Here is a 20,342-nt window from a genome sequence, read left to right as displayed (position 1 = left end):
GACCACCTTTACATGAGTTTTTGAAAGTTAGACCACAAGCGATTCAATGCAATTCCCAGTATCAATAAAGCGACTGGTGGGAAAAGTTGAGCGATATTGTTAAATAGTGACATATTTGGCATGACCAGGTAGACCATCGTTAAAGCACTGATCACCCAAAATGCTCGAAACCAAATACGATAAAACTGAACTGTAACCTTACCAAATACGTACCTCTTCAATTTCCACTGGTACATTCCATCTGCTAGCATGGCAAATAGATAGGGCAGAAAAACGATTAGCCACCCCAGGATTAAGTTCCACCGGAAAATGGACTGATAAAGTAAGAGGGGTATGTTTTTGGCCATAGTGTAATTAATAGAGGTAAATTTTTCAGCAACAATGTTAATACCTCTGGCTGGTTTTTTGGTGTCAGGGATCAGAATAGTATTCAGATAGTCAATTAACTTATAGTCATGTACCAACCAATTTAAAGTCGCTTCACTATTTGCAATGACAGACTTCCAACGGTCATTTGATATGATGGACCGGCTTGCATTAACCTCCTGAGTAATCTGATATTTGAGCTCCTCAGTATTCTGGAAAGCCAAGCTGTAACCAAAATAAATGACCATGCCAAAAAAAAGCATTGTTCTGAGCACTGCTGCCCTGCTTGTATTATCCGCAGCCATTGCTTTCCCTCCATTCACGAAAAAGAGCTAGCCTCTGATCGTGATTGCAATAGTTGTTACGCCACATCGTCGGGATACCCAGGAGCCAGTGGTACTGTTTAGGTATGATTTGGTCGATGAGGCTTAACTCCGCCAGTTCTTTATGCTCTGCGCTTTTCCACTCGATCTGTCCCACATCAGGAACAAATACAGCGGTCCTTGCTTTTGCGGCCTGGCGGGAAAATTCTATAAAGTTGATGCCCCACGGCGTCCAGTATCTGTACTGCTCGTTTAGGCCGATGTTAAACACCGGCAGAGAAAGAGTTGAGTCGGCAAAAGCCGAAATCACATTTTTGCAGACTCTTGGACTATCTATTTTTTCCTGTTCGGTTTTGAGATGAGTCAGCAGTGCACGGTCAATAATGCTGTTAAAGGTGTTTGTATAAAGGCCATTAGGGTCAGGAAGCTGATCTATGGCAGTAATGATTTTAAATTTTAACCGAGAAAGAAAGGGAGAGTCCTCAATAGTAACTATATGACTATGTGTTGTTTCTGGATGAATCTGGGGTTTGATGCGCTGTACTTGTTTAAAAGAGACACTACCTGGCAAATTAATGAATGCGCCCACCGTGCGTGTTAAATCGACGAAATAAGGCAAAAGATAACAACCAAGCATACGGGCATTCTTTTTTACAAGATCACACCGTACGTCATTGTTATCGAAAGAAATACGGAAACTAACGAATTTACGTTCAGGACCTTCGCTGGTGGTCAGTGATTGAATCCATTCATGGCATGATCCTTGTGGTACCGACCAGTAGCTGGTTTCACGGTCCCCAAAGGGATCAGTCGTGATCAACTCTCCCTTTAAAAGGAAAAGCTCAGACAGGGTATTTGCCATGGAGAATAGGGAATCGATATCGTTGCTCTGACAAAATTTTCCCAAATGATGAAACGCGTTTTTTTCTATCATAGTTAGCCGATCTCGAACTTCCTGAGAATCTGCGTACTTTAAACCCAAAGACTGAAAGCGCCTTTTTACGAGCGAGCGACATTTGCTGACTTTTAGTGCAGAGCTTAAAATTTGCTGGCGCGTCAGGACAATTTTTTCATCCATCAATGCAACTTCCTTAGAAATTTATTAAGATTTTTGATATCGAGATTTTGACGCAAAGTAACTTTTCCGGCCTTCTTGAAAAGCATTTCCGACAGAGTTGTGTTTGGCTTCATTTGTTTCTCAGCAACAGCAATAGGGATTTGGCCTACAACCTTCCTGCCATCTTGAAGCCTGGCAACTATGTGAAACATAGGGACCTGACCCAAGAGATCCTTTGGAATACTCTCTTCTAAAGTTGTCTGCTTTCTTTCTGAGATTGAACCTGAGAAGTTATTATGCGGCAAAGATGTTTCTGAACCGGTCGTATAAGTGACCATATTTGTGCTTATCGCACTCTTACCAAAGTTCTCTACAACAAGCGTCTGAGTAGGAGTATCGTTGACTCGCAAGCTTATATAATTGTTGCAGAGCCCCGTAATTCGATTGGCAGTTTCAACACTTGCCGCAGCAATAAAGTCGGAGATGGTTTGGGTGCAAATAAACAGTGCAATTTTCGCTGCACGACCCTGCGCCAGAAGGTTAATCATAGGGTTGTTAATGGCTGAGTGTGCCTCATCAACAAAAATACTTATCCTGGAATTAGCTGACATATCACCATCTTGAGCGTTGTAGCGACTACCGGCACAGGAGGTCAGATCTGACATTATTAATTGAGAAATAGCAGCTGCTGTATCGGGGTTTGAAAGGCCATCAAGCGAAATGTATAGCACCCCGCCAGTGCTGAACATCCCTTCGCTTGTTACAATTTCTCTTGATGATACTGAGTTCGGGTTAGGAGATAAAAGCTCATTTAAAGGTTTTTCAATGAGCATATCGAAAACAGGCATAATACCTGCGGTCATTTTAGCCATATGCTCTGGGTCGGACATTGAGTAATCAATAAGCTGGGAAACAGTATCTAACCAGTCTATTTGTTCGGACCCCTCGTAATTCATGAAATGAGCCGTAAACCATTCAGCGAGACGCTTGAAACGTACCGGCAAGGTATCGTTAGCGACGTACTTAACTTTTTCGGTCCAGACATCGTAACCATAATATCTCGCGTAACATGACTCCATTACCTTGACTGTAAGATTCACAATAGACATGTGGCTTTTCATGTTCTTGTGAATCAGATAAATAGAAGGCTTTTTCTCTATGTAAGAAAGCCCGGAAATCACATTGGAAACGAGAGCCTTGGCATACTGAACGAATGGGTTAACCTCACCGGGAACTGTCACCAAGCTCAAAAGACGAGATGTTAGGTCAGAAACATTAGTATAGGTGTTGCAGACATCAATACAGACCGAAGATGCTGGCTGGCCAGGATGAAATTTATAGAAAGGAAGACCGAGGGTCTTAGCCTCTTCCATTAGAGATTCTCGCCACTCTGCATCGTTCTTTGGATCTATGACAACAACAACATGACCAAGATGAAGCATGCTAATGCTTAGTAAACGCTGTAGCACCGTTTTCCCGGTACCCACGTTTCCGGTTATCAGAGTATGACCAAACCAATTGTCTTCAGTTACAAATATGGGTTCCCTACGTTCCACAGCAAAAATTGCATTGCTGCCGCCCATCTTACGAGCCATTGCGTCAAAATGTCTCTTAATTGGGTTGAAGACGAATGGCAACTCGATCTCACGTTTATCACTGGAGAGGTTAGCTATTTGATATGCCCGATCCGCATGTTCCGGACCCCACTCAAACCCATCACAAAAATAGGACTTTCGCTCGGGTATATCCTTATTTTTATTTTGATAATCCTGAACCAGTTGACGATACTTTCGCTCATTGGAGAAAAAGTTACTTTTGTTAATTACACGCAGTGAATCAAGACTAACGAACATGAAATGTCGCTTGAATACACGCCAATGAGCCATCAAAAATGGCGCTGCTGTTTTGCAACGATAAAGGCACAGCAAAAAAAGCAATATTGAGGTGAACAGAACTATTGGGGCGATGTCCAGTCCGTCTGAAGAAAGTCCCATATAAAGCATAGAAACCGAACAAATCAAAAGTATTGAGGCACTACGATACTCAAGAATAGGCCGATAAAAATTCTCTTGTGCATGGAGGTTAGTCCTCTTCGAATCTGACATTATAGGTTCCCAGCCTCTTTCAGGTTATTGATAATTCGTTCAATGTCCACTTTCGCCCGGTCTGATGCGGCCAGCAAAGTAGGCATGTTAAATGCATGGCATTTTGTATTGATCACAGCACCAGAATTAACGAGGTACTGAGGAAGCTTATTGAAAAGATCTTGAGCCTCTAACTGCGACCCAAATTTTTCCACGCAAGATTGGGTCAGATAGAGAGTATTAGGAGTACTTACCATAAATCTGTTTTTGCGCTTTCTTTTAAACGCCACCTCCATTTTGGACAGAATTTGATGCAGTACTAACGCAATTTCTACAAATTCAAGCTCTGTAACGTCACCTTCGCTTATAAGCGAGAATTCACCATTTTGGTCTGATTCAGTAGATGCAAAGACTTTACTGTTCAGATTGTGACCAGAAACAGGTGATGCTGGTTTTTGTACTTCTGCTTTGTCCGATGATTTATTCCGGTTGCGCTTGGGATTTTGTTTTTCTACCGGTGCTGTTGGGGCGAACAGTCTGGCCAGTGCTGGCGAAAGATGATGCCCCTTAGCGTCTGTGGGCGCATGCTCTCCATTTGATTCTTCAAGTACAGGAGGTAAGGCGGGCTCTTCACTTGCCATCACACTGGTTGCGGCTGCTTCGGTCTGGGAATACACAACTTCAGCTGGTGGTGGGCAGTTACCCTCAGTATCTGGTTCTGAGTTTTCTTGTCCTACAGAAACATCCATAGAGCGTTCATTCGTACCCTGGGGATCAGCGTTCTGTTCTCGGTTAAGTTCTGGTAATTCTGACGGCTCGGAGAGAAGCTTTTCATTATGGACCGAAGAGCTTGTTGCACAACTACCGACTTCTGGCCGAGAAACACTAAGCTGTGAGAAATCGGTATAATCAATGATCTCATGCTCTTCATCTTCTTTCTCAAAAAGATGTTGATAATGTTCATATTCCACAGCCTCAGTTTTCAGCGGACCAGTCGCGGATGCACTATCGGTTCCATGATATTCCACGTCGCCAGAATGTTCTTCGACTGCATTTACACGTGGGGGAGGCAGCTCAAGCGTTTGCTTTGGACGTGGGGCAGAGTTTTCAACAGAAGACTCATCATTAATCACTAATGCCTGATACATAGAAGTATTGAAAAGTGACTTTAAAGTTGTTGGCCTTCTTGGCTCATGATAGGTGAGCTGGAACCCGGCGCAGTTATCGCCGAGCTGGACTAAACGCAGATCGTCAATGTCCCTTACTATCCACATTCCATCGAGAGAGCCTTCTCTGAATGTCAGTTGGAAATAGGGCTCTTCACTGAATGCTTTTTCATCTAATCCCGGCAGCAATGCCATAGTGGTATCTATGTTGAGGTAGGGGACAGCATCAACACACACTATATAGTCATTGGAAAGTGGAGCGCTTAAAAGGAGTTCATGAAGTTGGTTGACCAGGACATGGGATTCCGTGTCCTTTGCCGATTCATCTTCACTTTCTTCTATATCAGGAATGACAGGATCAGCTGCTTCCTCACCCTCAGATTTAACTATCTGCGTGTCATTATCAATTTCATTATCACTTTCGGCTTTCTTCTCAAAATCGTCGGATGAGCCTTCATTTTTCTTAGAATGTATATCAACATCAATAGAGGCAGAGGAGCGGCCTAAATCATTAACCTTAAGAACAGCCGTCTCAACAGTATCAGTAATTTTAGTTATAACGTCCCGACCGGGCACTGGTCTTCTGTATTCAGTAACTGTTTTTTGCTCGTCAATGTAAATAAAGTCTTTATTGGCATTAACGCTAAAAAGACCCGGCACTGAGTCAGGGATTTTATAAGAATCAAAGATTAAACCAATCCACCTTAGCTTAAGAAGGTTATAGAATTCTAGTTTCCCTATCCCATTTCTAAAGATGTTTGATATTTCGTTTTCCGAATAGATACCCGGAATGAAGTAGTGAACGACACGCTCATCATCATAGGGCTCGACGTAACCACGTTGAACTAGGGATTCTACCAATACGGTCTTACCAGCCTCTCCCTGAGGGAAGTTATATTTATGTAATTCGAAATCATTGAGAACAAAATCAAGGAATGCGTTCTCGTTAAGGTATACCTCACCATTTACGATAATGATGTGCATAGGCTTAGCATTGTAATTGTTGATATTGATACTGGTAAAGTTGTGCTTGATGGTACTAATGGCCCTTGCTGCTGCATCATTAGAACGCAGACCCATGATAGGGTCACGTAAAACATTAAGGTCTGTACCAGTAGAATAGAAATCAGCGGTCCTCACGCATTTAGACAAAAAGTCATTCCCATCAGTATAAACGTTTAGGGCGGTGATCATTTTTGAATAAACACGTTCTTTATTTACCCGATCCAAAAATGCAAGACATACCGGGTTTAGGATTCGCTCAAGGAAAACGCTGGACCAGATATTATGTTGATTATGAATACGCTTTCGCCAGTGGATTTCGTATTCAACCACGTCATTTTCACGTGCCCAGTCAAGAAGACTTTGTGAGCTTGGCGTCCAAATGATCGGACTAGCTAAATTCAGGCTTACAATGTCGAGATCGTAAACCTTTCCGGCATCATGGACTAAACCACAGATAAACGCAGCATAGAGATATACTTTTCTACGGACTACTTCTTCATCTTGATATCCGATTGGTCTCAGTTCTGAGTGATGCGCATTTTTTAAAGAGAGTATGGCCACTTCCAGGCTGTGAGAAAGTAACCCACCAATACCATTATGATGATGATTTTCGGAAGCTGGCAAAAGATGTATCCAGCGAACATATTCAACCAAGGGCTTTAAAACTAAATTAGTAAATGTATATGCATCGTCCCTGATGTCGCTATCGCTGATAGCTAACATCATTGAAATTGAGTGCAGCTTTTCCCGATACAGAGACAGGATTGACTGTTCATTAAATGTCTGTATGCCCGTCGGACGAGTTGGATACTCGATGAATTTCAGGACTTCTGGATTTGGATGATCAGGAACAGTGTACTTCTGATCTCCTAGAATCTGCGCAAAAGGAGAGAGGCTTGATATATCCTCAATCATTACAGAGGTTGCATCATTCTCCTGAGATGAGAATATCCCCAAAATCCGTTTAATACATAAATACAGCGCCCTGAAATTCATCATCATACCTTATCGACGTTTGCCTGACAGTTCGGCTGCAATGTATGCCTGCACACTTTTATATTGCATTACTTTGGTGATGAACTCTGCTGGACTGTATGGCCCATCCTTACGGCGAGAAACATTCAGAGTCTTTTTCACATTCTCAACATATAAATTAATACTCTTTATAATGTTGTGAGACATAACCGGATAGTCGCTTACAGCCAGTAAACCCAATGAGTTGTACTCATACATTGTGTTCATGAGCTGGTTCATCTCGAAGATGTACTTGTAAAACCTCATGGTGTTGTGGTTATTGAAGTTGAGTTGTACTGGTTCAAAACTGAAAGGTACAAACTGAGTTGATGACATGAATGAGTCATTCTTGTCGAACTCAATTGACTTAATATAAGCAACAAGATTTTCTTTCATCTTATTGTTTTCTTCATGCAGCTCGTTGAACCAATCCTGAATAGCCTGAACAAGGTCAGGATGTTTAACTGCATCAACCGTTTTAAAGAGAGAGGAAATAGCGATACTCACATCATCAAAACCTCTGATGACTGCTCCATTTCTGGCAGTTAAAAACCGGTTAAAGTCTGGGGTGCCGGGGTTAATAATAACTTTGGCCATACCCTGGTGCTCTGGTCTACGTTGAGTAGAAGTTTGAGCGTTTACGCCTTGCTTTTTATTTGAACCTTTTACCATTACATCTTTTGGTTCAATGTTAATACGCTCATTGTCCGTGATAATTGCGTCGTTCATTGTGCCACCTTAGTTTTTGAGTATTGACGGATTTTTCGTCCAAGTTCGATATATGCTGAATGATAGAGCTCAAGCATTTCTCTGTAAGGCTCCAGCAATGCTTCCGTTTCAGAAATCATTTCGTATTCCCAGCTGGCATGGTTTACAAAACAGTTCTTAGAATATTTTCCACTTTTCATTGGTTGCACCCGTTTTGACATGTGGCTAGGCGCTCTTGTTTTATAAGGGCTGAACTGATGCCAAGTGATCGTTACTTTTCTGGCATTACCAATTAGCTCAACTTTTGGTGCGTAAGAACCCAGGTACTCCCTCTTTGGAACTTTGCTATGTCGGGTAAGGTTAATCTCTTGGTGGTTTCGTTCCTTCCACTTGATCCAGTATTTTGTAATGAGATCTTCAGCCTCAACACGCAAACCTTCAATCTGAGCACGTAAATTTTTACGTGTTAGCTCTATAGAACTTATAAGATTTGAATTACTCATGACGCCTCCTGATGTGAAATTACTATACCGGAGGAAATTTCCGTTTTTTTTCACGAACAGAAGATTTTTGAATGCTCTTTGATGAGGGAATTGAACAGATGTAATGCACTCGCTGTTTCCCCCATTCGGGAGGGGCCTTCAGAAACAGTAACAGCGAGTTTAGCCTCACTTCCATCGCTACCCCCTAAAGTTACTTTTGACAGAATGACCATTGTGGATTATTGCTTTTGATAATGTGCATTGCTCTATTAAAGTTATACATATATCTAGTGCCACTTTTCCAAAAAAAATGACCCTATGGAACTTTGTCCATAGTGACACTTTTATAAAAAGTGACCCTATGACGACATTACATAGGGTCACTTTTCAAACATAAGTGACCCTATGTGAGGCATTCATAGGGTCACTTTTCTTTGTTTAGTGATCCTATGTAAGCATGAGGTTGATGAAAAGTAAAAATGTCAGTTTATGACGGTCAGTGAAAGACGTCGTTATTCTAATCCAACGTTGGGAGGGGCTGGATTTAGGTTTTTTTTTAATCGCTTCACATTTCGTTAGCATGCGCAGGAATTTTTGATAAAATTCTGGTTAGTTTGGTTAAAAAGTGTTACAAGTAAGCGGTGTGGTTGAAGGGATAGATTTAAGGCTTATTCAAGCCTTAAGAAAATACTAAAAGTTACTTTTCACCCTACCGAACACCTAACAAAAAATCCATGTTGAAGATTTGAACAATTGTAATGGCGCAAGGACAATCAGCACATGTCAGAATCTGATAATTTAACTCGTAGCTTACTCGGTAAACTTTTCCGCACTGAGATTTCGCTTATTCGTAGTTACCGTGCATTTTTAATGTTATTGCCTGTGCATGGATCTTCTGCATATCAAACTGGGACTCCTCTTCTCCAGCGTCGCCTATTTGGGAAAGGATTTAGTACAGCCGCTGATTTAGCTTTTGAAGTGGAAACACGTCCAGGTAGTTTTTTGGTTCCGCGTACACTCGGAAAGGAAATTACATGGGAGAGGTTTTTTTCTGCGGTCTTGGACGGTGATTCCAATGTAATTCGTGAATATGATACAAATGATATTGACTATGGTATTTACGATGCCGGTGAAAAAGTGACTTTTCTGAATGGTACAGTGGATATCTATAATCCCAAGAAGATTCATGAGTTGCGTTCTAAATGTGTTGATATACAGAATGACTACTTTATGCAGGTGTTCTTTATCTCAATGCTCGCACCAGAGTTTGTAAGTATTTTCTTTGGTTTAAAACCAACTACAGCTGATGCTATTAAAGACATTGGTTATTCATCGTTAAAAACAATTAACGATGTCGTTCTTTTCCCACGTACAATTGCTTTCTCACAAGGGCATATTGAAGAGAGTGTTTCACTTAAAACGAAAGTTTTTGCCTGGGCTTATGAATTGTCTGCTGACATCCGGTTAGGAAAAGTTAGTGATGATTTGATGGAACTATTACGTTATGACACTATGTTCACCAGTCACCGTCAGGATGTGTTCAACACTTTAACAAATAAAGTTATGTTAAAGGATTATTGATATGGCAAAGGTCGATCAAACAAAAGCTAATGCTCTATTGCGAGCAGCAAGAACTATGTCGCTTGGGGCAAATAAAAATACAATACGAATTTTGTACGGTAATCATGTTGCTGAAAATATCGATTTTGAGCCTGGTGCAAAAACAAAACTCAAAAAAGGTATCCGGGGCTGGAGCAAACGCACAGATAACCGCCGAGCCTTTTCTGCTGTTATTGATGTCGCAGTTAACTATTTTGGTTTTGATCCAATAAATCCGGAAGCGAGTTTTCGGCAAATTGACTTCAACCGAATAATGAGTGTCCTTCATAATCTGGGATACTTTGTATGCGCACCGGAAGTTAATAAAATAATAGAAATCCTTACTTCTATGAAAGAAATTGAAGAACTAGGTGCCTGCGAAAAATGTAAACGCCCATACATTGTGCCAGTGACAAATGATGCTCATTGTCCACGTTGCAGATTATCTTCAACTGCTTCAGCCATAGAGAGGTATTCTCAAGAAGAATTAGATTAAATTTAAAAAAGATATCGCGAAACTTGCCTTGTCTGAATCTAAATATTGACTTAAGTCAAATTCTGTTGTTTGCTTTACAATCAAATATTAGTTACAACTTAAATATCAACTCTTGACAAGTAAAGATATAATTTGATTTTTCTTTATTCAGTTTTTCTTCGTTCCAAAAATGTGCACCTTTTTTTCTGTTGAAAACGTAAAACTACTTAGGTTCTCAAAACCTTCTATGCATGACGACTTCTTAATCGCTTTCAATTAATATATTTTATATTCTTGTCTAAGTTCGCTTCTTTGATCCTTAGCTATTCCTTTTTTGAAATATAGAAACAGCATTACTTGTGATGATTTTTTTCAGCTCTAAATACACCTGTTTTCAAAGCAATATTTGCTTTTAGATATTCGATAAAACCATGTTTTTGTTACACCGGATTTTTGACAACGTGCAAGATGGATGATCTTTCCATCACCGAGACTATCTTCTTAGTCAGCACTCCTTTTCCGTCCTTTTCAACATAAAAACGACCATGCTATACGAGCTCTAACCTTTTTTTTGTATGCCATCATAACCGCATCAGAAAAGGAGAACGGTCTATGACTCGTATTGCATTAGCGCCTTCAAAGATGGTTTTGCTTATGTCTTTGGTAATTACTGGTGCCCACGCCAGCCCTGAGCAACCCCTAATAAAAGATACGCCCTTTGTATCTGGCCAGGCTTATAAGAAGGGTTTCTTCTGGTATGACGATCCTGCTAAAAAAAGCGAAGCTGAAGAAGAAGAGGTTTTGCCACCAACCGGTGCTGCTAGCTCGCCTTCAAAAGAGGAAATGGTAGATTTAAATTCAAAATGGCTAAAAGAGAATATGCCTCGACTGTTAACGCAGGCAATGGATAACCCTACCGCAGAAAATCTATCACGTTATTACACGGCGCAAAGGTTAATGCTGGATATCAGTACGCGTTTTTCTGACAAATCAAAAGATTATTTTCTTAAAAACCCGATGATGTCTGAAAAACGCAGGCAACCAGTGGAAAAGGTGGCACTGGATGCTCACCGCACTGTTGTTGAAAAAAATCAGCAAACGGTAATGAAAGATATCTTTACTAAGTCAGGTTTATTTTTCTTTTTCCAGAGTACTTGCCAGTTTTGCCACGAAGAAAGCCAAATACTTCAATTTATGCAGAACTATTATTCGGTAGATATTCTTCCAATCAGTATGGATGGAAGGCCATTGCATAATGGCCTTTTTCAGGATTTTAACATCCCCAACGCACAAATTATTGATCAATTTAAAATTCGAGAGGTACCTACAATTTTCCTGGTTTCAAAGGATGGGACATCAGCTCAGCGCATTAGTGAAGGCATGATCTCCGCTGATGAATTAAAGAACACTATTATACTTGCCGCGAAGGGCATGAATCTGATCGATGACGCTTCGTTCCAGTCAACTCTAGATATTAAAAGGCAATATACCATCGGCGATGATGGCGTTATTACCGTTAATAAATCCGAAATGGAATCAGACCCATTCCTACTTCAAAAAATAATGGACCAAAAACTCGAAGGCTATGACATGCCTACGGCCGATCCGGTCAATTATCTCAATGCTGGCGGCAGTTTTGGAGGCACTTATGCGCAGTAATGCCGTTTTCAACTTCAAAAAGTTACTTTTGTCTCTTTCTGTTTGTGCTGCAATTTTAGCCCCGACTGCAAATGCAGACAACGCAATGCGTAACATTTTCAATGGCATGATGACGTCTACCAGCCCGGCCACCTTTTCCACAGCAACCCGTACAGGCATAGTTGGCGGGTCAATGTCTTACCGAACAACAAACGTTAATACCAACCTTGTTTCCATGTCGTTTCCAAAAGCTTCTGTCGGTTGTAACGGTATTGACGTTTTTCTTGGGTCCTTCAGCATGATCAACGGGGACCAGCTTGTGCAGGTGGCCCGTGGTATTGCCCAGGGTGCGGCTATCTATGCTTTTAACGTTGCTGTTTCAGCTATTTGTGCTGACTGTGCTGCAACGATTAATGACATCCAAAACAAACTGCAAGCGCTAAATAAATTTGCGAAAGATTCATGCAATGCAACTTACTCTTTCCTTTCTGAAAACGTGGGTACGCCAAGCCAGTTCGCTAACTCAGTTAGCTCTGGACCAGCCTCAATTCTGGGATCGATTAATGGTCTTATTCCTGATTTTGGCTCATCGATGACAAAGTCACCTGAAGCTGTCACTTCTCAGGTTAAAGCAAAGGATCCCGAAGAGTTCGCTGAAAAATTCAGTGGTAACCTCTTCTATATGTCGTTCATGGATATTGATAAGGGAACGATGAACATCGGAGGGGTAACGGAGTTATCCGGTTATAAACTGGCAGAACAACTTATGTCTCTCGTAGGTACTGTCATTATCAACTGGGATAGCAAAGGCGAAAAAGCGGGAATGGAAGTCCGCCCGTCTACCATGACTGTCACGGATTACATCATGGGGCCACCAGCTGGCGGATCAATTAAAATGCTCAAGTGTTCTCCGGCACCAGATCCATCATCCCCACGAAAGGCTCAGTGCCTTGTCATGTCAGAAGTTAATGACGGTGGTTTTAAGGGATTGAAGGATACCATTTCTGATCTTCTTTTAAACGTACAGAAAAAAATCATCAACGACGTTCGTGTTTCAGATGATGAATTACGCATTATCTCCTATATCGGCATCCCGACCATTATCGACTCTTTGCAAACATTCGAAGCACCGGAAGGGTACGCATACATTCAGGACATCAGCACTATTGCTGCGACGAGCCTCGTAATCAACATGTTGCGCCAGGTTGAGGCCAAAATTTCAACCATGAGCATACCGAGTGAGTCGCTGTCGGGTAAAAGGGATGATCTCAACCGATTAACAGACAATCTCTCAAAACAGGTTAAAGCCGCCTATGAGCTATCGCACAGCCAGGTCGGTACCAGCTCGGACGTCATTTCAACCTGGGATAACCGTCGCCTGCAACGGAAGGCTTTCACTGAAAGTATTCGTGGCACACGTAACTGAGGTCTGACATGGATTACAACATATATACCCTGGGTGATATTGATTTTGTCTGGTCGGCTTTTACCGGTATTGCCCTGATCTTTTCTCAATATACTGGTGTAAAAGAGTTCCTGACCACGGCCGCCGTTGTAGCAGGTGTGAGCCTATTCTATAAAACGTGGCTATGGCTTCAGGCTCCGACCAAAAATGAATTACCGTTTTTCTCCTGGTTTTTGGGGTTGATCCTTTTCATGATGGCAATGGTTCGAGTGGATGTAACTATTGAATCTGTAAAGTCGGGAGAGGTCAGAAACGTCGACGGAATTCCAATTTTTATTGCTGCGATGGCAACCGTCACCACTAACTTAAGCCAGGGTTTGCTGAAGGATTATAAAACAGCGTTTGATCCGCTTTCTCCGGTGGACCTGTCTGCAACAACTCTGGACGATGACATCACCCTCGGTCCGATGATCCGATTCGTGAAGTTTTTGCAATGGGGCGGCGATAGCCAGGGCTACTGTTCCGCATTTCCTGAACCGGCCAGCGGGCTAGGGCCAATGAACGTATGTGCTACCGTTCAGTCTCTTGCATACAACTGCCTGAAGGCTACCCAAAACTCAAGCGCAAATATTGCCGGTAAAGAAACTATTTTTAACGATATTTTCTCAGCTAATCTGGCAGATAGCATGGACCGGATTAATCAGGCGATGAAAGGCGCACTGAAGAATGCCTCTGCCAGTATTGTTGGCGCTAACGGTTCAAAATCTGGTACGTGTGATGAGGTCTGGTCAACTGTGAAACAGGTTACCAGTACAGCTGAAGCTCGCCAGACTATTTCCCTTATAGGACAGACAAACGGCATCCTTACTCCAGACGAAGCAAATGGTGCACCTACCGGCGCAAGCTTTACTGATGTTATGGCGTCAGCAAATGGTATGTACGGTAAGGCTATTGGTTCGTATGACGCCACCCTGAACCTGTTCATTATGAATGAGCTCAGAAATGGCGCAAGCAAATATAAGACCCCACTCGGTCTGGCTTCCGATATGCAGTTGTTTGAGGCTTCTCTGAAGCGAACCAACACAATGGCTTCACAGGGCCAGTTGTGGTTACAACTGTCGGGAGCAGCAATCGCATTCCTTGAAATGTTTGCTTATATGGTTGCTCCATTTGCTTTGCTTATGCTGCTGGCGTTAGGTGGTAATGGTGTTGCCGCTGCGGCGAAATATTTGCAACTTATCCTCTTCGTGAATATGTGGCCGCTTACGGCAGTAATGGTCAACGCGTATGTGAAGAAAGTCGCGACGGCCGACTTGGATACCTGGAGCACCCTCAACAGCCAGAATAATGCCGTCACGTGGATGGGACTCCCAGGGCTTGCGGAAACATACAGTTCATACCTGTCTGTTGCTTCCGCCCTCTATGCTCTGATTCCGGTACTCACATTATTCCTGATGACACAGTCGATTCACCCGATGATGAATGCGGTTAAGGGAGTGACCCCCGATGCGCCGGTGGATACTGGTCATGTAACGCCCAAAGTATGGGATGGCCCTAACAGCGGTAAATCTTCATTTGGTGACGTGACACGAACCGCCTTAACCAGTACCGGTCAGGGATACAGCGATGGCGGCGCAGTTGATTCAAGTAATTTCCGTCTTGGAATGTGGAATGCTGGTTCAAGTATCGCTAACAGCCAGGGACAAGGATCAGCTGTAACCTCATCAGTTATGAGTGCGGCAAGTAATTCATTCCAGGCTGGTTACAGTCAGATGAGCGAAATTGGAAGGTCAGGACAGTCGAGCCAGCAGTTCTCAACCAACCTGCAAACAATGAAGCAGATCTCGGATAAGATTGGTGCCTCTGTAGCAGAAGGTATTGCAACGAAACATGGGGTGAGTGCGTCTCAGATGGCCAGCATTGCTTCAAATGTTATTCTCAACGCTGGGCTTAATGGAGGTGTTGGAACTGGCAATGGAGCCGGGCTGAAAGCGGCTGTAGCAGGGCAATTGAGTAGCGGTGCATCTAAGACCAATACAGGCAGTGACTCGCTTTCAAATGACCTTTCAAAAGCAATCACGAATCAGCTTAGCCAGGATTCTGCGTTAACTGACCAGTTCATTAAAGCGGCGTCTCAGGTAAGCAGCGATCAGATATCCAATACTAATGCGTTTAAAGAAGCATCGTCGAAAATGAACCAGGCGACACAGACGATGGCGCAAAATATTTCTACATCGGTTTCGACTAACGCAAGCTCCAATAGTGGAATGAGCCTTGATTCTAAACAAAGCATTAACCTGGACAGGTTCTCCGATTCTATTCGCAACAAAAACTTCAGTGATGATGATGTAAGGAATTTTGCTCGTAAGAATGGGCTGGATGAGAATGCGTTTATGGAGAAATTCAACTCCTATAACGATACCTTCAAGGCCAGTAATCAGCTTGGATCGCAGCTTCAACGTACTGACGCGCTTGTGGCTGCAACCCGAGATTTCAGTGAGCAAAAAATTGCGATTGATACCGCCCGGGGAGAGACGGCCGAAAGTAATAAACAGGATCTCCGTGAAACCTCCAGCCTGCTTAAAAGTCTGGTTTCCGACTTCGGTGGTAATGCACAGCAGCTGCTACCTATCACCAATCAGCTCGACAGAATTTCAGGTGACGGGTCAGGAATTAATACTATCACTCAGGCACAGGATAGAACTCCTGACAGCGTAAATACGTCTGGCGTGATGAGTGCGTCACGCGTAGGGGAACTGGGTGGAAGTGTAGATTCGCAGGCTAAACTCGGTCTTTCCTCCAACGCTCAGGACGCGACACAGCATGTCCCTGGAAAAAGTGAAGCTGGCTTTACTCCGTATAACCTTGATAACGCGGGCAAAGGCGATATTCAGGGAATACATAACAACAACGTGGGCCGCACTTATTCTGATGAAGAAAGGAATGTGCTTAATTCTCTCGAAAAGAATGGACCTGTACTGAATAATCAGGGTGTAGAGAAAGTCGTCAATTCGGGTCAGGATGTCAGAAATGCAGAAGGCACATTTAACGATCTGGAAAAGGTTGGAGGTCGGGTGGTTGGTGATGGAATGGATCAACGAGCCACTGCTTTGAACAGTATGTATCAGAGCGGGCAAGTTCGTGGCTTATCTAATAACACTGATAACTACTTTAGTCGTGTTGCCAACAACCCGAACTTAAGCCGGGACGATAAGCGAGCTGAATTGGCACAGCAAGCTGTCTTTACCTATGGTGCCAGCACCATGGCTACCGGTGCCGAAAGAGAGCAGCTCAAAGCGGATACCCAGAAGATCCTTAATGAACTGGGTAACTATAACGTTAACTGGAGTATGAATGACGTTAAGAGCATCCATAGCAGTTTCAACACTCATAACAGAGCTGATGGTTCACTTGAGTCAGTCGTACGGGCAAACCTGGGAGAAGGTGGGTCGGGCGGTGGTCTCGTTGGTAACCGCACTCAGACCGTCACAGATCGCTTGGTTGGGGAAAAGATAGAGGCCAACACTGAGCGGGGCGCGATTTCTGGTGCGCTACTCGGGGGCCAGCAATTTGTTTCGGATACGCTAACCAGCGTTGGGGCGAAACCGGTAAATGAGATGCTTACGGGAGCGGGCATCCTTCAAACCCAGACATCGATAGCAAATGATGCCTCTAACCCTGCAAATATGCCTGATTCTCTCCAGGGTAAAGTCCTTAATCACATGCAGATGTCTGATGGCGTCGCAGCTGTAAGTGACCGGTATCAGAGTATTAGCAGCGACGGCGTTTCGACTTATGCGAATGCAGCGCAGAACTCTGAAAGGGCTATCCGGCAGCAATTGACGGATGACCCACGCTTTGGGCCTCAGAAAGCAGATGAATTCATTCAGTACATGAAGTCAGAGCTGAGCAACACAAATGAGCCTTACCAGTCACGTGTCGATAAAGCGGATCAGTGGCTTAATGAAAATAAAAAATAAGGGAGGTTGAATATAACCTCCTGAAATGACTATCAATAGATTGTAAATTACTGCTAAACAATTAAGGCCGCAAAGTATGTGTTTGCGGCCTTTTTTTCAGAAGTACCGCTCTTGCGGAACATTCAACTGACGGTTTGAATCAGTGAAGACAAAAATCTATCAAACTCTGTATGAGATTCAATAACATAATCAGTAGATGCTTTGTCTCTTATCTGAAAGCAGTCGTCTGCAAAACTATAAGCGAAAAGTGACATGCCATCTTCTCCGATTAACACCTTATCAGTGAGATTTGGGTCAACGTAGATTTCATTGTCTCGTGCTTCAAAGTTGCGTATGTAAATATTTGACCACAATAGATTTTCGTTCTCTGCCTGAACAAGGTTATAAAACGTAAGTCCGTTGTACTCAAAACCATCCATAGCATTAAACACTTGGGCATAATCAAGCCTGGTTTTAATGAGTTTCTGTATATCTATATAGGCGCTCTTTTTGTGATCTGCCCACTCCACTGGAGGCGGATTGCAGATTAAGTCTTTCAAGACTTCCGGGGCTACCGGGCTGGCTAAAGGGTAGTGATCTGCAACCATCAACCTCTTTAAGCTGCTGAGTAGTTGAGTTAAATCTTTCATGAGCGCCTCTTACTTTCCTACCGGGTAGATAACACCGTTCGGCGATGGCCATAGAACTTTGGTGCTTGAATTATACGGTAGATCCTTCGTAATGATGGATTGTGCTTTCGACAGTGCTGAATGGTATGGTGAATTCTGAATAAGTACCAGGTTGTCTATAGCGTTTGTGCCACCATCATCAAGAGGGATCTTGTGGTGAACCTGCCACCCAGAGGGGACCTTGCCTGTTGCAAGTTTCATCAAATCGTTAGGTTCAAACGTAGCCAGGGCATCTGGGTGGTCTGAAAGTGATTTAAGGAAGTTAGGGCGTACAGTATTGTTGAATTGTCCACGGAGAGCTAAATATTCAGCTCTGTCTCGGCGCATGTAGTTCAATTCGCTAACATTCATATCATCGAGCAAAACGTGTGCTTTTTTGTACTTGCCGAGATAACTTGTCAATTCATCCGCAGACCTTGGATTTCGGATAACCAGAAGTGAAGCCGCTGCAACCAGCATACCTGAAGTTGTTTCGTTCAATACCTGGTCATAGCCTTCAACAGCTTCGCCGCCAAGTTGTTCAGCCGTATGTCGAAATCCCTCCACATTTCCATTATAAAGCCCGCCAGCTGCGAGAAGACGACCAGCCGCTTTGGAATTAATGGTTTTTGTTGATTGGGCGTGCTGTGCTGGTGTCGTTGATCGAACGTAATACCCCGGGCGTTTCAACTGACGAGAGATGATATCGCGCAGACGGGTAAAGAGGGACAGGGGCAGGTCATTGCGTAGGTTGCCATTTGATATAACCCCCGGCCCGGCATTGCCGGTTATGTCTTTTCTAAGCAGAACGATCTTACCGTATCTGATGTCGTCAAGCGTATCGCGGTAAGCGAGCCAGGGGCGTTGATGGTGGAACTGGTGATACCGGCTGACAAACTGTGTATATCCCTGCGGTAAATTCCATTCCTGAATAATCCGGTTTGGCAGGGCGGTATCTTCGAGGTCATGTACCGCCGTGGCCGGATGTATGATGTGGGGAATATCCTCAAGGTATATGTCATCCAGTGACTTAGCCTGACAGTGATGCAGCATAATGTCCCTTTCTTGTCGAATTCATATGAGACATTATTGCGTATGGTATAAAACAATCAATCCTAAAGTGGATGGGCGTACGAGATCAGCAGTGACAGGGTAAAAGGAAAGTTACTTTGTTCATCAGCGTCCCATGAGCTGATGGTACCTTGCGTTAAGAGCTGCAAGGTCAGATTCGGTGAGGCCCGTGTAATAATCGGTTTTGTGCAAATGCGGATAACCGGCCGGAAATAATGATTCGTCGTCATCAAGGCAGATAAATGCTTTAACTCGATGTGAAAAGACAAAGTCCTCACACTCGGCAGCCCGCACACCAGTCTGTCCGTGTTTTAAATATACCGAACCGGTTGCACCTATGATTTTGTCTCTATAAGGCACCCGGAACAGAGATTTCAGATAACTTGTATTAGCGCACTCACGCCATGAGCTGGAGATAACAATCACCATGGCAGGGCAGTTATCCAGCAATTTCTCTAACAGTGGCATTCGCTCAAAGGTTTCATTTTTACACCTGTGGCAAACCCCATCGAAATCTAAGAAAAGCACGACATGCGAATCAGGGAGAGGGGCCCATAAACCAGCTGTTGTTTCTTCATGAACACATACTTCTTCATGATGAGGGTTTTTCTGGATCAAGAAAGAAGAGAGAATCTTAAATAAATTTCTTGCAGAAGAAGACAATATATTACTCCTGAGTCAGTGTGAAATATTTGTGGTGGTTTACCCAAGCCACTCGATGATCTTCTGTAATATCGGGTTGTATTTATTTAACAACAGGAGTCGGGTTTTGCTCCGGGACATTTTTAGCTATATGGCCATTGTATCGAGGAGGTTGCTGGGTCCATTGATAAAGCTCACCCATCCCGTTACGCTGCTGGATCCGGCGATTGTACTTTACCATGAAGTTAAATATGTACTTTGCACGTACCTTTGGGGTTTTGCTGTTGTAATCTGCAATCCCTTCAAACACATTGCCCTTGCGATCAACAATTTTTCTATAGAGCCACCATGTTCCAACCCAGAAACTTGCGCAAGCATCGTAAGCCAGAACCCGCCACGTTACCGTCGGGAAATGCTTTTTTATTTCAGGTAGATTGGATGAGTTGATCTGCATTGGGCCAATATCATAAGTGCCGTTAGTATTCCTGCTGAAAGTACCAACCTTACCGCCTTCATTGTCAAACAACGTAAAAACCAGTTCAGCATCAATTCCGAAGTAGCGGGCGGCATCCGTAATGCACTGAGTGTAAATCTCATCAGGAACGGGAATAGGTTTCACATCATCTGCTGGTGGTGTAAACACAACGATTTCTCCACTGAATCTACGTTTTATCTATTCT

Annotated in this window: 15 protein-coding genes; 5 read left to right on the top strand and 10 right to left on the bottom strand. The window is 43.2% G+C overall.

The window, feature by feature from the left end; translation table 11 throughout:
- Positions 1-8: 8 nt before the first annotated feature.
- From L3068_RS24415 to mobI, 6 genes are read right to left on the bottom strand one after another with little or no spacing between them, the layout of a single operon-like run.
- Positions 9-671, bottom strand: coding sequence for an IncC plasmid conjugative DNA transfer DtrJ family protein (locus L3068_RS24415; protein WP_000718549.1), 663 nt, complete (start codon positions 669-671; stop codon positions 9-11).
- Complete coding sequence (locus L3068_RS24410) at positions 658-1,767, bottom strand: hypothetical protein (protein ID WP_000343600.1); 1,110 nt, start codon at positions 1,765-1,767, stop codon at positions 658-660. Before L3068_RS24410 ends, L3068_RS24415 begins: the two co-directional genes overlap by 14 nt.
- Positions 1,767-3,851 (bottom strand): conjugative transfer system coupling protein TraD, encoded by a 2,085-nt coding sequence (gene traD, locus L3068_RS24405; RefSeq protein ID WP_001284073.1) that lies wholly within the window; start codon positions 3,849-3,851, stop codon positions 1,767-1,769. Before traD ends, L3068_RS24410 begins: the two co-directional genes overlap by 1 nt.
- Positions 3,851-6,997: a MobH family relaxase gene (gene mobH, locus L3068_RS24400; protein WP_001011152.1), complete on the bottom strand. Its 3,147-nt coding sequence runs from the start codon at positions 6,995-6,997 to the stop codon at positions 3,851-3,853. The genes traD and mobH overlap by 1 nt, the downstream gene beginning before the upstream one ends.
- Positions 6,998-7,006: 9 nt before the next feature.
- A complete protein-coding gene (locus tag L3068_RS24395; protein ID WP_000995978.1) occupies positions 7,007-7,744 on the bottom strand; it encodes a hypothetical protein in 738 nt (245 codons plus the stop codon).
- Positions 7,741-8,226: a conjugative transfer protein MobI(A/C) gene (mobI, locus tag L3068_RS24390; protein WP_000071885.1), complete on the bottom strand. Its 486-nt coding sequence runs from the start codon at positions 8,224-8,226 to the stop codon at positions 7,741-7,743. The genes L3068_RS24395 and mobI overlap by 4 nt, the downstream gene beginning before the upstream one ends.
- A 759-nt stretch (positions 8,227-8,985) precedes the next feature.
- Here mobI and L3068_RS24385 point away from each other — a divergent pair.
- The 5 genes from L3068_RS24385 to L3068_RS24365 all read left to right on the top strand — a co-directional run bounded on the left by L3068_RS24385 (position 8,986) and on the right by L3068_RS24365 (position 17,302).
- On the top strand, positions 8,986-9,786 hold the full coding sequence (locus tag L3068_RS24385; protein WP_000004208.1) for a hypothetical protein: 801 nt from the start codon (positions 8,986-8,988) through the stop codon (positions 9,784-9,786).
- Position 9,787: 1 nt separating this feature from the next.
- Positions 9,788-10,300 (top strand): hypothetical protein, encoded by a 513-nt coding sequence (locus L3068_RS24380; protein WP_001140952.1) that lies wholly within the window; start codon positions 9,788-9,790, stop codon positions 10,298-10,300.
- Between the two features lie 591 nt (positions 10,301-10,891).
- The gene (locus L3068_RS24375) at positions 10,892-11,938 is read left to right on the top strand and encodes a thioredoxin family protein (RefSeq protein WP_000196727.1); all 1,047 of its coding nucleotides are present in this window, start codon (positions 10,892-10,894) and stop codon (positions 11,936-11,938) included.
- Positions 11,928-13,343: an IncHI-type conjugal transfer protein TrhH gene (gene trhH, locus L3068_RS24370; RefSeq protein ID WP_001257292.1), complete on the top strand. Its 1,416-nt coding sequence runs from the start codon at positions 11,928-11,930 to the stop codon at positions 13,341-13,343. The genes L3068_RS24375 and trhH overlap by 11 nt, the downstream gene beginning before the upstream one ends.
- Before the next feature lie 8 nt (positions 13,344-13,351).
- Entirely contained in the window at positions 13,352-17,302 is a 3,951-nt protein-coding gene (locus L3068_RS24365) for a conjugal transfer protein TraG N-terminal domain-containing protein (protein ID WP_236904883.1), read from the top strand.
- A 122-nt stretch (positions 17,303-17,424) separates the two neighbouring features.
- Here L3068_RS24365 and L3068_RS24360 read toward each other — a convergent pair whose 3' ends face one another.
- The 4 genes from L3068_RS24360 to L3068_RS24345 form a co-directional block, all read right to left on the bottom strand.
- Positions 17,425-17,931, bottom strand: a complete 507-nt coding sequence (locus L3068_RS24360) for a YrhA family protein (protein ID WP_000654195.1) — start codon at positions 17,929-17,931, stop codon at positions 17,425-17,427.
- Between the two features lie 9 nt (positions 17,932-17,940).
- Entirely contained in the window at positions 17,941-19,002 is a 1,062-nt protein-coding gene (locus L3068_RS24355) for an HNH endonuclease signature motif containing protein (protein ID WP_000902297.1), read from the bottom strand.
- Between the two features lie 123 nt (positions 19,003-19,125).
- A complete protein-coding gene (locus L3068_RS24350) occupies positions 19,126-19,683 on the bottom strand; it encodes an HAD domain-containing protein (RefSeq protein WP_001371950.1) in 558 nt (185 codons plus the stop codon).
- 82 nt (positions 19,684-19,765) lie between these two features.
- Positions 19,766-20,305 (bottom strand): lytic transglycosylase domain-containing protein, encoded by a 540-nt coding sequence (locus L3068_RS24345; protein ID WP_000494968.1) that lies wholly within the window; start codon positions 20,303-20,305, stop codon positions 19,766-19,768.
- Positions 20,306-20,342 lie beyond the last annotated feature (37 nt).

Source organism: Enterobacter cloacae complex sp. ECL414, from assembly GCF_021869685.1.
Taxonomy (GTDB): domain Bacteria; phylum Pseudomonadota; class Gammaproteobacteria; order Enterobacterales; family Enterobacteriaceae; genus Enterobacter; species Enterobacter kobei.
This window is presented reverse-complemented; position numbering and strand designations above follow the sequence as displayed.